14 protein-coding genes are annotated in these 12,703 nt (G+C 72.3%); 8 read left to right on the top strand and 6 right to left on the bottom strand.

Annotation, left to right across the window (positions count from 1 at the left end):
- Positions 1-20 precede the first annotated feature (20 nt).
- Positions 21-959 carry a carbohydrate kinase family protein gene (locus ACIRQH_RS30355; RefSeq protein WP_404227910.1) on the top strand — a complete coding sequence of 313 codons (939 nt, stop codon included), beginning with the start codon at positions 21-23 and terminating at the stop codon, positions 957-959.
- A 100-nt stretch (positions 960-1,059) separates the two neighbouring features.
- On the opposite strand, the gene ACIRQH_RS30350 is transcribed toward ACIRQH_RS30355, so the two are convergent.
- Positions 1,060-1,854 carry a methyltransferase domain-containing protein gene (locus ACIRQH_RS30350; RefSeq protein WP_358817069.1) on the bottom strand — a complete coding sequence of 265 codons (795 nt, stop codon included), beginning with the start codon at positions 1,852-1,854 and terminating at the stop codon, positions 1,060-1,062.
- Positions 1,855-2,037: 183 nt separating this feature from the next.
- On the opposite strand from ACIRQH_RS30350, the gene ACIRQH_RS30345 reads away from it, so the two are divergent.
- Positions 2,038-3,165 carry a magnesium and cobalt transport protein CorA gene (locus ACIRQH_RS30345; RefSeq protein WP_358817068.1) on the top strand — a complete coding sequence of 376 codons (1,128 nt, stop codon included), beginning with the start codon at positions 2,038-2,040 and terminating at the stop codon, positions 3,163-3,165.
- A gap of 73 nt (positions 3,166-3,238) precedes the next feature.
- Here ACIRQH_RS30345 and ACIRQH_RS30340 read toward each other — a convergent pair whose 3' ends face one another.
- The gene (locus ACIRQH_RS30340) at positions 3,239-3,667 is read right to left on the bottom strand and encodes a CBS domain-containing protein (protein ID WP_404227863.1); all 429 of its coding nucleotides are present in this window, start codon (positions 3,665-3,667) and stop codon (positions 3,239-3,241) included.
- 180 nt (positions 3,668-3,847) lie between these two features.
- Positions 3,848-4,495, bottom strand: a complete 648-nt coding sequence (locus ACIRQH_RS30335; protein ID WP_404227860.1) for a uridine kinase — start codon at positions 4,493-4,495, stop codon at positions 3,848-3,850.
- Between the two features lie 82 nt (positions 4,496-4,577).
- Here ACIRQH_RS30335 and ACIRQH_RS30330 point away from each other — a divergent pair, with 82 nt between their 5' ends.
- The 3 genes from ACIRQH_RS30330 (at position 4,578) to ACIRQH_RS30320 (ending at position 7,718) form a co-directional block, all read left to right on the top strand.
- Positions 4,578-5,279 (top strand): DUF2293 domain-containing protein, encoded by a 702-nt coding sequence (locus tag ACIRQH_RS30330; RefSeq protein ID WP_404227857.1) that lies wholly within the window; start codon positions 4,578-4,580, stop codon positions 5,277-5,279.
- 303 nt (positions 5,280-5,582) lie between these two features.
- Complete coding sequence (locus ACIRQH_RS30325) at positions 5,583-6,062, top strand: anthrone oxygenase family protein (protein ID WP_358817065.1); 480 nt, start codon at positions 5,583-5,585, stop codon at positions 6,060-6,062.
- 162 nt (positions 6,063-6,224) lie between these two features.
- Positions 6,225-7,718 carry a glutamate synthase subunit beta gene (locus tag ACIRQH_RS30320; RefSeq protein WP_358817064.1) on the top strand — a complete coding sequence of 498 codons (1,494 nt, stop codon included), beginning with the start codon at positions 6,225-6,227 and terminating at the stop codon, positions 7,716-7,718.
- 58 nt (positions 7,719-7,776) lie between these two features.
- Here the strand turns inward: ACIRQH_RS30320 and ACIRQH_RS30315 are convergent, their stop codons facing one another.
- Positions 7,777-8,295: a carboxymuconolactone decarboxylase family protein gene (locus ACIRQH_RS30315; protein WP_388877457.1), complete on the bottom strand. Its 519-nt coding sequence runs from the start codon at positions 8,293-8,295 to the stop codon at positions 7,777-7,779.
- Between the two features lie 47 nt (positions 8,296-8,342).
- On the opposite strand from ACIRQH_RS30315, the gene ACIRQH_RS30310 reads away from it, so the two are divergent.
- Complete coding sequence (locus tag ACIRQH_RS30310) at positions 8,343-9,770, top strand: PLP-dependent aminotransferase family protein (protein ID WP_404227853.1); 1,428 nt, start codon at positions 8,343-8,345, stop codon at positions 9,768-9,770.
- Between the two features lie 142 nt (positions 9,771-9,912).
- Here the strand turns inward: ACIRQH_RS30310 and ACIRQH_RS30305 are convergent, their stop codons facing one another.
- Entirely contained in the window at positions 9,913-10,191 is a 279-nt protein-coding gene (locus ACIRQH_RS30305) for a DUF397 domain-containing protein (protein WP_355869807.1), read from the bottom strand.
- On the bottom strand, positions 10,192-11,052 hold the full coding sequence (locus ACIRQH_RS30300) for a helix-turn-helix transcriptional regulator (RefSeq protein WP_388877451.1): 861 nt from the start codon (positions 11,050-11,052) through the stop codon (positions 10,192-10,194).
- A 346-nt stretch (positions 11,053-11,398) separates the two neighbouring features.
- Here ACIRQH_RS30300 and ACIRQH_RS30295 point away from each other — a divergent pair, with 346 nt between their 5' ends.
- Both ACIRQH_RS30295 and ACIRQH_RS30290 read left to right on the top strand, forming a co-directional pair.
- On the top strand, positions 11,399-12,130 hold the full coding sequence (locus ACIRQH_RS30295; protein WP_404227850.1) for an ATP-binding protein: 732 nt from the start codon (positions 11,399-11,401) through the stop codon (positions 12,128-12,130).
- Positions 12,131-12,165: 35 nt separating this feature from the next.
- On the top strand, positions 12,166-12,573 hold the full coding sequence (locus ACIRQH_RS30290) for a hypothetical protein (RefSeq protein ID WP_358817106.1): 408 nt from the start codon (positions 12,166-12,168) through the stop codon (positions 12,571-12,573).
- Positions 12,574-12,703: the final 130 nt, after the last annotated feature.

Here is a 12,703-nt window from a genome sequence, read left to right as displayed (position 1 = left end):
CGGAACGCGCTCCGGCCGGCGTGGAGAACGCGGACCCCGGCGAGGGTTCGCGTCCCGCTCGCGGCGCCCTGCTCGTCGTCGGGGACGTGGTCACGGATGTCGTAGCGCGGCATCGGGGACCGCTCGCGTCCGGCACGGACACGGCCGCCGCCATCCGCACCGTGCCGGGCGGCGCGGGCGCCAACGTCGCGTGCTGGGCCGCGTTCGAGGGCTGTGCCGACGTACGGCTGCTCGGCCGGGTCGGTGCCGACGCGGCGGAGTGGCACGAGCGTGAACTGCTGGCGAGCGGCGTGCGGCCGTTCCTGGTCACCGATCCGGAGGTGCCGACCGGGACGGTCATCTGTCTGGTGGACTCCGGGGCGTCGGCGGAGCGTACGTTCCTCACGGACAGCGGGGCGTCGCTGAGGCTCGCGCCGGAGGACTGGTCGCCGGGACTGCTCGACGGGGTCCGGCGGCTGCACCTGTCGGGGTATCTGTTCTTCTCCGAACCGTGCAGGGCGCTGGTTGCGGTGGTGCTGGAGTCGGCTCGCGCGAGTGGCGTGCCGGTGAGCGTCGACCCCGCGTCGGCCGGTTTCCTGACCGCGTTGGGTGTGGACCGCTTCCTGGAACTGTCCGCGGGGGTGGATGTGCTGCTGCCCAGCCGGGACGAGGCCTGTCTGCTGACGGGGCTGCCCGATCCGGCGGACGCGGCGGCGAAGTTGAGCCGTCAGTTCCCTCTGGTCGTCGTCAAGCAGGGCGGTGCGGGCGCCCTGGTGGCCCGGTCCGGGACCGTCCGGGCCCACGTACCGGCCCGGTCGGCGACGCCCCGGGACACGACGGGCGCAGGTGACGCCTTCACCGGCGCGTTCCTCGCCGCGCTGCTCATGGGAACCGCGCCGGAGGTCGCCGCGGTCGCGGGGTGCGCGGCGGGAGCGAAGGCGGTGGAGCGGGTCGGAGGGAGGCCACCGGCGGACTGTTGACGGCGGGCGGCCGGCGCGTCGGGCGGCGACACGGCCCCACCCATCGCCTCCCCGCCGGGACGGATCAGCACGGCTGTGGCTGCCCGGCGCCGTCGGCCGTTCAGCTCTTGCGCCCCCAGGCCGAGATCATCGGTGCCGTCGCCAGGTCCATGGAGCCGGCGGCGACGTTCGCCAGGTGCTGGTCGATCTCCTCCTGGGTCGCGAGGCCCGCCGTGACGAGCTGGTCGCGGATCTGACGGACCGTCGCCGCTTCCAGGACGGTGCAGGCGGGAGAGGTGACGGGGAAGTACGCGTCGGCCTCCACGCCGCGCAGCCCCGCCTCACGGAGCAGGCGCGGGAGCTTGCGGCCGTAGGCGAGGTCGGCTCCGCGGTCGGAGAGCAGCTTGCGGAAGCCCTGGCGCAGCCGGTTCGCGAGCTGCTGCTCGGGGCCGCACTCGTCGGGACAGAGGAGGGGCTGGAGTGCCGGGTCGGCGTCCTCGACCAGGAGCCGGCCACCCGGCCGCAGAGCCTTGATCATCGACCGCAACGCCCGCTCCCGGTCCGGCACATGGACCAGGACGAGCCGGGCGTGCACGAGGTCGAAACCCTCGCCGGGCGGCTCCTCGGTGCCTACGTCGTGCACACGGACCTGAACCGGGGGGCGGGCCGCCGAGGCCGCCCACGAGGTGTCGATGTCGGTCGCGACGACCTTGCCGGTGGGGCCGACCTTCTTGGCGAGCCAGGACACCACGGACGTGCCGCCCGCCCCGACCTCCCAGCAGCGCCAGCCGGATCCGATGCCGAAGCGTTCCATGTGCCGGAACGTCGTGGGGTCGAAGAGGGTGGCGAAGGCCTGGAAGCGCTGTCCCGCCTCGTCCTGCCGGTTGTCGAGGAGATACCCGTCGGTTCGCGTCATGGCGAGATCATCCCAGTTGACCGGCTTGTCGGGCCGCCCATCCCGCCGGGCGCAGGGGTCGGCCACCCCGCACGGCGGAACGGAATCCTCCATTCCCCCAGGCTTTTCCGGTGTCGGTGCAGGACTGGCAGACTGGCTCGCCAGGCGCAGATCGCGGCCCGAGGAGATCCACGAGGAGATCCCATGTCCATGGCAGGGAATTTGCGGAAGGTGACGGCGCTGGGTGCCGTCGACGGCCTCCGCAAGGTGGCGCGGCTGACGCGGCGGCGACCCCGTGTCGACCTCAGTCACCACGCCCGGTCGCCGCTGGGCTCCGCGGTGGTGAACTGCGTGGCCTATCAGGGAGGCACCCGGGTCCCGGAGGGACGGGACCTGGTCGACACCGTGGAGCGGATCCGCAAGCAGGACGAGGGGTTCGTCTGGCTCGGGCTGCACGAGCCGACGGAGCAGGAGTTCGCAGGCATCGCCGAGCTCTTCGACCTGCACCCGCTGGCCGTCGAGGACGTGGTGGAGGCCCATCAGCGTCCGAAGCTGGAGCGGTACGGCGACACGCTGTTCGCCGTGTTCAAGACCGTCTGCTACGTGGAACACACGGAGCTGACGGCGACCAGTGAGGTGGTGGACACCGGCGAGATCATGGTGTTCGTCGGGCCGGACTTCGTCATCACCGTGCGCCACGGACGGCACGGCTCGCTGGGCCCGCTGCGGGAGGAGCTGGAGTCGGACCCGGCGCAGTTGTCGAAGGGGCCGGCCGCCGTCCTGCACGCGATCGCGGACCATGTCGTCGACGACTACGTGAGCGTCACGGACTCGGTCCAGGCGGACATCGACCAGGTCGAGGCCGACGTGTTCGCCGAGGACGGCGCCCGCGCGGACGCGGGCCGTATCTACCAGCTCAAGCGTGAACTCCTCGAACTGAAGCGGGCTGCGGTGCCGCTCGCCCGCCCGGTCCAGGAGCTGGCGACCCGGCCGATCCGCGTTGTCGACCCGGAGATACAGGCGTACTTCCGGGACGTCTCGGACCATCTGCTGCGGGCCACCGAACAGATAGCCGCCTTCGACGAACTGCTCAACTCGATCCTGCAGGCGCATCTGGCGCAGGTGACGGTCGCGCAGAACGAGGACATGCGGAAGATCACGGCGTGGGCTGCGGTCATCGCCGTGCCGACGATGGTCTGCGGGGTGTACGGCATGAACTTCGACAACATGCCCGAGCTGCACTGGAGGTTCGGCTACCCCATCGTCATCGGCGTCATATCCGTCGCCTGTCTCGTCCTCTACCGGGGGTTCCGGCGCAACGGCTGGCTCTGACACACCTCTCGCCCGGCACGGCCGGCCGGACGAGAGTGCGCGCCGCGGAGGGCGGATGTGCGGGAGGAGCGGCTCAGCCCGTCATGCTCCTCGCGTAGACGCTCTCCACCCAGGCGGCCAGCTGTTCGTCGCTGAGATGCTGGGCGAGGTCGGCCTCGCTGATCATGCCCACGAGCCGCTTGTTCTCGATCACGGGAAGCCGCCGGATCTGATTGCCCTTCATCTCCGTGAGCACTTCACCGACGTCGGCGTCGGACTCGATCCAGCGAGGTGTGCCGTGGGCCATGTCGCCCGCGGTGATCCGAGCGGGATCGTGGCCCATGGCCACGCAGCCGACGACGATGTCGCGGTCCGTGAGGATGCCGCAGAGGCGGTCGTTCTCGTCGCTGATGGGCAGCGCGCCCACATTCAGCTCGCGCATGAGCTGGGCGGCGCGGTCCAGGGTCTCGTGAGCGGGGATCCACTGGGCACCACGGTGCATGATGTCTCCGGCGGTGGTCATGGAGTACCTCCCGGTGCCGGACGGCCGGCGCGGCGCCGAACACACCGCTAGTCCCGGCGCCCTATATTCTCGCCGCGCTTCAGGGGCTACGCACCTGGAGGTCGGTATGCCTCGGGTGGGCGAGCCGCGGGATCGGTGCGGTGCGGTGGCTCCGCCGAGCGGGCAGGGGCGGTGCTCGGGTCAGCCGTTCCACGCCGGGTGGCGGGGGTCGTCGGCACGCACGAGGACGTCGGCCGTGCCGGCCGGATCCACGTCGTCCTCGTACCGGGCGAAGGCGGGCAGGGTCCAGTGTTCCGCCTCGGGGGTACGGCGGCGGAGGGCGCCCGGGGAGAGGAGCACGTGCACGCCGAGGTCGAACGGGAACCAGTGGCGCAGGAGGAGGGGGCCGTGCAGCAACAGGATTCCACCGGGCGGGAGTTGGACGTACGCGCTGCGGGTCGCGCGGTCGGTGACAGGGTCCCAGAGGTCGGGCAGGACCCGGCCGTCGCCGCCGGTTTCGAGGGGGCCGAAGACCTCGCGCCACAGGGCGCCGGTGTCGAACCAGCCGTCGTAGTAGACGTCGACGTCCTGGTGCCCGTACTCGAACCGGAGCGAGCCGGGCCGCAGGAAGCCCTCCGTGCCGACGACGAGAGACGGGCGACCGCGCACGCGCAGCGCCTCGGAGACGCGTTGGGCGAGGTCGCCGGGGACGGCGGCCGGGGCTCCGTCGAACGCGACGCGGGGCCAGGGACCGCCGTCGGCCGGCTTCAGGTCGAGCAGCCGGTCGGCGAGGAGGTCGCCGAGCCGTTCCCAGGTGATCGCTTCGAGTCGCACAGGCCCATGATGCATCGGCCACCGGGGAGGGCGGGGTGGAAGAAGCTTCCAGGGGCCGCCCCGTGGACGGCGGCACGGTGCGGGGAAGGAATCACGCATGGCACGGTTCGCCGCTCCCCCGCACCGGATCAGCGGTGCGCTTCTCGTCGTCCAGCCGCTCGGGAAGCGGCACTGTGACGAGTGCCGGAGGGGCCCGCTCGCCCTGCTGGTCCTTGAGGAGGGCGAGCCGCGCTGTCTGGACTGCGCGGATCTCGGTCACCTCGTGTTCCTGGCGCGGGGCGACACGGCGCTGACCCGCAGATCGCGGGAGGGCAGCGGTCTGTGTGCCGTGGTGGTGCGGTTCAGCCGGCGGCGCGGCCGGTACGAACGGCAGGGTCTGCTGGTCGAGGAGGCCGCGCTCGTCCGGGCCGAGGAGCGGTGTCTGGCGGACGCCGAGGCGCGCCGGCGTCGCCGGGTCCGGGACGCGCGGCGCCGGGAGGCGGAGGACGTGCGGTTCACCGACGCGTTCGCACGGGAGATAGGCAGGTTGTTCCCGTGCTGTCCCGCCGACCGGGCGTACGCGATCGCCGCGCACGCCTCGGTGCGCGGCAGTGGGCGGGTCGGGCGCAGCTCGGCGGGCCGTGCGCTGTCCGAGGCGGCGGTGACCGCGGCGGTCCGGGCGTCCGTCCGGCACACGGAGACCGCTTACGACGAGTTGTTGATGAACGGGGTGCCGCGGTACCAGGCGCGCCGCCGGATCGCGTCCGCGGTGGACGCGCGGCTCCGGGAGTGGTGCGCCGAGAGGCCCGAGGGGGTGTGAGGGGTGGCGGAGGAAAGGGCTCGAACGGTGTCACCGAGGGCGCGCGGCGGAGGTTCTGGAGGCTCGCGCATGGGTGCGCGGCACTCGGCCATGGTCGCGGTCGTCGGGGCGGATTTCACTTGTGGTGTCGGCTCACGCTGTGCAGGATCACTGGCTCGACCTCGGCCGTCCCTGCGGCTGCTCGACGGCAGCGCGGGCCGTGCAGGACCTGCGGCACGCGTCGACGCGCGCATGGCGGTGTCGAGGGTGGCACGGGTGCCGGGTGCCGGGTGACGGGGAATCGACGGGTGACGGGGAGTGGACATGATCGACGGACCGTATTTCGTGCTGACGCTGCTGGGTGTGCTCGGCTGCGGACTCGTAGCGGGGGTGTTCTGCGGGTTCTCCACGTTCGTGATGCGGGCACTCGCCCAGCTGCCCCCGGCGCAGGGTGTCGCCGCGATGAAAGCGATCAACGTCGCGGCGGTGCGGCCGCCGTTCATGCTCGTGTTCGTCGGGTCGGCGGTGCTGTGCGCGGTGCTCGCCGTGGTGACGTTCGTGGTGTGGCCCGGCGAGGCGACGGTGGAGTTGCTGCTCGGCAGCGCGCTGTTCCTGTTCGGCTCGTTCGGGGTGACGATCGCGGCGAACGTCCCGCGCAACGAAGCGCTGATGAAGCTGGACCCCGGGACGCCCGAGGCGACAGCGCTGTGGCCCACGTATGTGCGCGAGTGGACGATGTGGAACCACGTGCGCACGATCGCCTCGGCAGCCGCGGCGGTGTCCTACGCTCTCGCCCTCACCTGAACCGGCCCGTCGCCGTCCCCATCGCCGCCGTGCCCGGGTGAGGCGGCGAGGTGTGCGGAGGAGACGTACCGTGGGACGGAGGAGTGCCGCCCGGTTCCGTGGTCGATGACGCCCCGCGGTCGTGCGGTCCCGTACCGGTCCGCGTACGTGAGGGAGACGGCCATGGCCGATCCCAAGGGGTTCATGACGACACCGCGCGAGGAGTACCCGCGCCGGCCCGTCGAAGAGCGTGTGCGGGACTGGAACGAGGTGTACGTCCCCGGGGCCCTGCTGCCGATCGTCAGCCGGCAGGCCGACCGGTGCATGGACTGCGGCGTCCCCTTCTGCCACGACGCGTGCCCGCTGGGCAATCTGATCCCCGAGTGGAACGACCTGGTCTCCCGTGACGACTGGCGGGCGGCGAGCGACCGTCTGCACGCCACGAACAACTTCCCCGAGTTCACCGGGCGGTTGTGCCCCGCGCCGTGCGAGGCGGGCTGTGTCCTGGCGATCAACCAGCCGGCGGTGACCATCAAGAACGTCGAGGTCGCCATCGCCGACCGCGCCTGGGAGGACGGGCTCACGCCGCCGCGGCCGCCGGACCGGCTCTCGGGCCGGACCGTGGCGATCGTCGGTTCGGGGCCCACCGGTCTCGCCGCGGCGCAGCAGCTGACGCGGGCCGGACACACCGTCGCCGTCTACGAGCGCTCGGACCGGATCGGCGGCCTGCTGCGGTACGGGATCCCCGCGTTCAAGATGGAGAAGCGGCAGCTGAACCGGAGGCTGGCCCAGATGCGGGCGGAGGGGACCAAGTTCCGTACGTCGACGGTCATCGGCACCGATCTCGGGGCGCGGGATCTCAAGTCCCGCTACGACGCGGTGATTCTCGCGACGGGTGCCACCGCCTGGCGTGATCTGGACGTGCCGGGGCGGGAGTTGTCCGGTATCCACCAGGCGATGGAGTACCTGCCGCTGGCCGACCGGGTGTGCGAGGGGGATCTGGAGGTCTCCCCGCTGTCGGCGGCGGGCCGGCACGTGGTGATCGTGGGAGGCGGCGACACCGGCGCGGACTGTCTGGGGACGGCGGTGCGCGAGGGTGCCGCGTCGGTCACGCAGCTCGACATCTACGCGCAGCCGGAGGCCGCACGCGACGAGGGCGTCGAGCCGTGGCCGACGTATCCGAAGATCTACCGGCTCTCCGGCGCGCACGAGGAGGCCGGCGCGCTGGGGACGGCGCCCGCCGCGCACGCGGACGCGCGGCTCTTCGCCGCGTCCACGCTCCGCTTCACCGGGGACGAGCACGGCCGCGTGCGGTCGCTGCACCTCGTCGAGGTCGACGCGCGGCGCCGACCGGTCCCCGGTTCCGACCGGAAGCTGCCCGCCGACCTCGTGCTGCTCGCGCTCGGCTTCTCCGGACCCGACCGGCACGACGGCCTGATCGACCAGCTGGGCCTGGCACTTGAGCCGCGCGGCACGATCGCGCGGGCCCCCGACTTCGCCACGAACGTCCCCGGCGTGTACGCCGCCGGTGACGCGGCACGCGGCCAGTCGCTCGTCGTGTGGGCGATCGCCGAGGGCAGGGCGGTCGCCGCGGCCGTGGACCGTGCGCTCAGCGGGTCGGACCGCCTGCGCCTGCCGGCCCCGATCGGCCCGTACGACCGCCCGATGACCGCCTGAGGGGCAGACGCCGGGCCGTGTTCCACGGCCACGGCCGTCACCACGACCACGCCGCGCCTCAGCGGCGTTCGTCGGTTCCGGCCACCTTGGCCGTCGACAGGGCGACCCGGTTCCAGGTGTTGATCGTGAGGATCAGGGCGAGGACATGGCCCAGTTCGGCGTCGTCGAAGTGGGCGGCGGCCTCGGCGTAGACGTCGTCGGGCACGCCCGCGTCGGCGACACGCGTCACCGCCTCCGTCAGGGCGAGCGCGGCCTGCTCCTTCGGCGTGAAGAAGTGACGGGCCTCGCGCCACACCGCGACCATGTGCAGCCGGTCCTCGCTCTCCCCGGCCTTGCGGGCGTCGTTGGTGTGCATGTGGAGGCAGTAGGCGCAGTGGTTGAGGTGTGAGGCACGGATCTGGATCAGTTCGACGAGCGCCGGGTCGAGCCCTTCCCGGGCCGCCGCGTCGAAGCCGATGAGCGCGCGGAAGACCTTGGGGGCGGCCTTCGCGAAGTCGATCCGCCCGGTCCCGGCCGCGCCGGTGGTCCCCGTGGTGGTCGTGTCGGTCGTCGCGGCGGTGTTCGTGTTCGTCGTCATGACCATGAATCTACGTGGCCGAAAGACCGGCGGTATGGTGCATTTCCATGACGGATTCATGGGTCAATTCCGCGGAGCGGATCGGCGCGGACCTGCACCTTGAGCTGCCGGGGCCGGGCGGGCGCAGGGCCGCGCTGACCCGTGCGCTGCGCGAGGCCGTACGCAGTGGGCGGCTCGCGCCGGACACCCGGCTGCCGCCTTACCGCTCGCTCGCCGCGGACCTCGGGGTCGCGCGCAACACGGTCGCCGACGCGTACGCCGAACTCGTCGCCGAGGGCTGGCTGACCGCCCGGCAGGGCTCGGGCACCCGGGTCGCCGCCGGGGTCACTCCCCCGCCCGGCAGGCGGCGCCGGGACGCTGCCGCGCCCGTACCGGAGAAGGCGGCGTCCCGTGCGCGGGGCGCCCGGCACGACCTGCGGCAGGGCACGCCGGACGCGTCGTCGTTCCCGCGTGCCGGCTGGCTGGCGTCCTACCGCCGGGCTCTGCAGCAGGCACCCAACGAGGCCTTCGGTCCCGGCGATCCGGCCGGACGCGTCGAGCTGCGGGAGGCGCTCGCCGAGTACCTGGCACGCGCGCGCGGGGTGCGCGCGGAGCCCGGACGGATCGTGATCTGCTCGGGGTTCGCGCACGCCCTGCGGCTACTCTTCCCACGGGTATTGCGGGGCCCGCTGGCCGTCGAGTCGTACGGGCTCGGCTTCCACCGTGAGCTGCTGGCCGGTGCCTCCGTGCGGACCCTGCCGCTGCCGCTGGACGAGGACGGCGCCCATGTCGGCGCGTTGGGGCGGGAGCGAGCCGTGCTGCTCACGCCCGCGCACCAGTTCCCGACGGGCGGACCGCTGCACGCCGAGCGGCGCGCGGCGGTGATCGACTGGGCCCGCGCGCGGGACGGGGTGATCCTGGAGGACGACTACGACGGGGAGTTCCGCTACGACCGGCGGCCGGTGGGCGCGTTGCAGGGACTGGACCCGGAGCGGGTCGTGCACATCGGCTCGGTCAGCAAGAGCCTGTCACCGGCGCTGCGGCTCGGCTGGATGGTCCTGCCGGAGCGGTACGTGGACGCCGTTCTGGACGTCAAGGGGGAACGGGAGGCGTGGGCGGGCGTGTTGGAGCAGCTGGCCCTGGCCGAATTCATCGACTCGGGTTCCTACGACCGGCATGTGCGGCGGATGCGGCAGCGGTACCGGGGGCGACGCGACCGGCTCGTCACCGCGCTCGCCGAGCGGGCTCCGCACGTCGAGGTCACGGGGATCGCGGCGGGACTGCACGCGGTACTGCGGCTGCCTCCGGGAACGGAGGGGCGGGCGGTGGAGGCGGCGGCCCGGCGGGGAGTCGCGCTCGACGGGCTCGCCGTCTTCCGGCACCCGGAGGCGGTGATGTCCGCGCCGGACGGGCTGGTGGTCGGGTACGCGACACCCTCGGAACACGTGTACGGGGCGGCGCTGGAGGCTCTGTGCGGGGCGCTACCACCGGGGTGAGCGCGCCCACGCAGGGGGCGGGCGCGCAACTCCTGCTGCTGCTCGGTGCGTTCGTCGCGGCCTGTCCAGGGGCCCGCGTCCCGGTGACGGATCATGTCGGCATCACATTAAGGAAGTCCGGGGAAAAGGGAACTCAAGTGGTTCAGGAGAGGAGGAAGTCCGCCTCTCCCGCCTTCGCGCCCTGGATGAACGCCGTCATCTCACCCGGCGTGTAGATGAGGGCGGGACCGTCCGGGTCCGCCGACTGGCGCACGGCGATCCGGCCGTCGGCGAGCTTCATCGCCTCCAGGCAGTTCCCGCCGTTGCCGCCGCTCCACGGCTTGTGCCAGCCCTCGCTGCCCAGTTCACGGGCGGGCATTCCGTTGTAGATGCGCAACTGGCCTGTCCGCGTGTGCATGCGTTCCGGCTTGATGCGTTCCATTCACAGCTCCTTGCGGAGATCCCGGAGGATCTCCTTCGTGCGATGTGCCGTGGCGGCCTGCGCCGCCATGCGGTCCATGACCTCCAGGTGGGTCGCCACCTCGGAACGCGCGTCCAGGTAGACGGCGCCGGTCAGGTACTCGCTGTAGACCATGTCCGGGAGTTCCGGCATGGCGAACCGGAACAGCACGAACGGCCCGTACGTGCCGGGATGCGGGCCGTTGGAGAACGGCATCACCTGCAACGTCACGTTGGGCAGCTCCGTGACCTCCAGCAGCCTGCCGATCTGCGCGCGCATGACCTCGGGGCCGCCGATGGCGCGGCGCAGGGCCGTCTCGTCCATCACGGCCCAGATCCGGGGCGCGTCCTCCCGCGTGAGGAGGTCCTGGCGCTGCATGCGCAGGGCCACATGGCGCTCGATGTCCTCGGGACGGGTCTGCCCGATGGCACCCGCCTTCATGACGCCGCGGGCGTAGTCCTCGGTCTGCATCAGGCCCGGCACGAAGTGGGGTTCGTAGGAGCGCAGAAGGGCCGCCGCACCCTCCAGGCTGACGTGCATGGAGAACCAGTCCGGCAGGATGTCGTGGAACCGCTGCCACCAGCCGGGTTTGTTGGCGTCCTCCGCCAGTTGGACGAAGGCCTCCGCCTCCTCGTCGCTGACGCCGTACGACTTCAGCAGCAGTTGGAGGTACGGAATTTTGAGGGAGACCTCCGCCATCTCCATCCGGCGGACCGTGGCCGGGGCGACACGCAGGATGCGTGCGGCCTCCTCACGCTTGAGACCCGCGCGTTCCCGCAGGTCCAGCAGTCGCCGGCCGAGGACGACCTGGCCGACCGTCGGCGCGGACCGCGGTTCGCTCACGTCCACCTCCACTGAATCCGGACAGCCCGGGCGGCGCCGTTCGGGTTCTTCCTCGTCTTCCTCGACGATCCCAACTGGCGCCGCTCGGGATGCTGTTGCGAGCAGTGTGCCACGCGCCTCCACGGCGTCATACAGCACTCTGCATTTTTCAGAGTGACACTTGCCAAGTGTTCACGGCGGGGCGATAGTGGCAAGCGTGATTCCGTCCGCGCCGTTAGGAACAGACACCGCCGAAGACCGGTTCGGTCTCCGTGCCGCCCGAGGGCATCGCCCCGGCGCGGCCACCGAACGGCGGTTCCGCTTCGAGCTGGCCGCACACCCCGGCTCCGTGGCCCAGGCGAGACGCTTGACCCGGTCGCGCCTGTCCGGCTGGTCGGTGTGCGAGGACACCTGCGACACGGCGGCCCTCGTGGTCTCCGAGCTGGTCACCAACGCGATCGTGCACGCCGCCGGGCAGCGCGTCGTGTGCGAACTGCACGACGCCGACGACCTGGTGCGCATAGCCGTGTGTGACGAGGGATGTGCGCCGGGTGAACCGCGCCCCTCGCCGGAACGGCCGGACGAGGAGCACGGGAGGGGATTGCTTCTCGTCGCGGCAGTGTCCAGGGCCTGGGGGGCCCAGGACACCGGGCCCGGCCTGCTGGTGTGGGCGGAGCTCGCGCGCTCGGCAGGCCGGGCCCACTCAATCGCCGACGGCGATGTGGAGGCGGTGCCGGAACCCGCTGACCACGTCAGCCTGGACGACCTGGACCGGCTCGAAGCCGCTTTCGAGGCCGGCTCCACACCGGCAGCACCGCCGGCCGGGCCCCGCACCACGCGGCGGGACGGCACAGGACCGGACCACGCGTTCGCGGACCACGCCCGCCCGGAGGACGGCCCGCCCGAGGCGGACACCCGCCCGCGGGCCGATCTGGGCTGGAGCGCGAAGAAGCCGCCGAACGACGGTCGGGGGACCGGAGCGGAGGGGGCGGAGGGGTCCTGGAGGACAGGAACCGTGGGGGTTCCCCGGGACCCCTCCGCCCACAGCCGGAACCAGGATCGGGATCGGGATCGGGATCGGGATCGGAGGAGTCTGTGAGGCGTACGTCGACGGCGGGACTCGCGGCGCGGGCCATGAGCCTGGACACGCTGGTCCGGATGAAGCGCGGGCAACGCGCGCCCGACCCGTCGAGACGTCTCCCCGTCCCCGAGGGCATGACGGTGCCGCTGGGCTGTGACGCGGTGTCGGTGCCCGCTCGCCTCGGGCCACTGCTGCTGCCGCGACTGCCCCGCGTGGGCTGCGTCTACGCGGACCCGGCGCACTGGTGGTGGATCGTTCCTTCCGACTCCGACGTCGCCCTGGAATGGCCCGCGCCCGCCCACTACGCCACGGGGGCCGTCGTGCCGGACGCTCCACAGATTCCCGGGCTCATCCACAAACCGGATGGAACGCTTCCGTACACACCGCCGATCCCCCTGTATCTCGCCGTGTGCCGGGTGACGGGGACGACACCCGTCTGGTCGCGTCCGATCAGCGCCTGAGCCGCGTCGGAAGGCCGCTCGGTCACGCCGCCCGCCTGACGGTCCCCCTCCGCACGGGGGGAGCGCGGGTACCGCCCGCCGGCCTCACGGGTGCGCCCGGAGTGCGCCCATCGCCGCCGATCGCCACCGG

It is taken from the genome of Streptomyces sp. NPDC102279 (genome assembly GCF_044766365.1).
GTDB lineage: Bacteria > Actinomycetota > Actinomycetes > Streptomycetales > Streptomycetaceae > Streptomyces.
This window is presented reverse-complemented; position numbering and strand designations above follow the sequence as displayed.

Bases quoted from the DNA above. Each gene is read 5' to 3' on its own strand.
- ACIRQH_RS30350 (WP_358817069.1), bottom strand. From the start codon at position 1,854: ATGACGCGAACCGACGGGTATCTCCTCGACAACCGGCAGGACGAGGCG.
- ACIRQH_RS30345 (WP_358817068.1), top strand. From the start codon at position 2,038: ATGTCCATGGCAGGGAATTTGCGGAAGGTGACGGCGCTGGGTGCCGTC.
- ACIRQH_RS30340 (WP_404227863.1), bottom strand. From the start codon at position 3,667: ATGACCACCGCCGGAGACATCATGCACCGTGGTGCCCAGTGGATCCCC.
- ACIRQH_RS30335 (WP_404227860.1), bottom strand. From the start codon at position 4,495: ATGCATCATGGGCCTGTGCGACTCGAAGCGATCACCTGGGAACGGCTC.
- ACIRQH_RS30330 (WP_404227857.1), top strand. From the start codon at position 4,578: ATGGCACGGTTCGCCGCTCCCCCGCACCGGATCAGCGGTGCGCTTCTC.
- ACIRQH_RS30325 (WP_358817065.1), top strand. From the start codon at position 5,583: ATGATCGACGGACCGTATTTCGTGCTGACGCTGCTGGGTGTGCTCGGC.
- ACIRQH_RS30320 (WP_358817064.1), top strand. From the start codon at position 6,225: ATGGCCGATCCCAAGGGGTTCATGACGACACCGCGCGAGGAGTACCCG.
- ACIRQH_RS30315 (WP_388877457.1), bottom strand. From the start codon at position 8,295: ATGACGACGAACACGAACACCGCCGCGACGACCGACACGACCACCACG.
- ACIRQH_RS30310 (WP_404227853.1), top strand. From the start codon at position 8,343: ATGACGGATTCATGGGTCAATTCCGCGGAGCGGATCGGCGCGGACCTG.
- ACIRQH_RS30305 (WP_355869807.1), bottom strand. From the start codon at position 10,191: ATGGAACGCATCAAGCCGGAACGCATGCACACGCGGACAGGCCAGTTG.
- ACIRQH_RS30290 (WP_358817106.1), top strand. From the start codon at position 12,166: ATGAGCCTGGACACGCTGGTCCGGATGAAGCGCGGGCAACGCGCGCCC.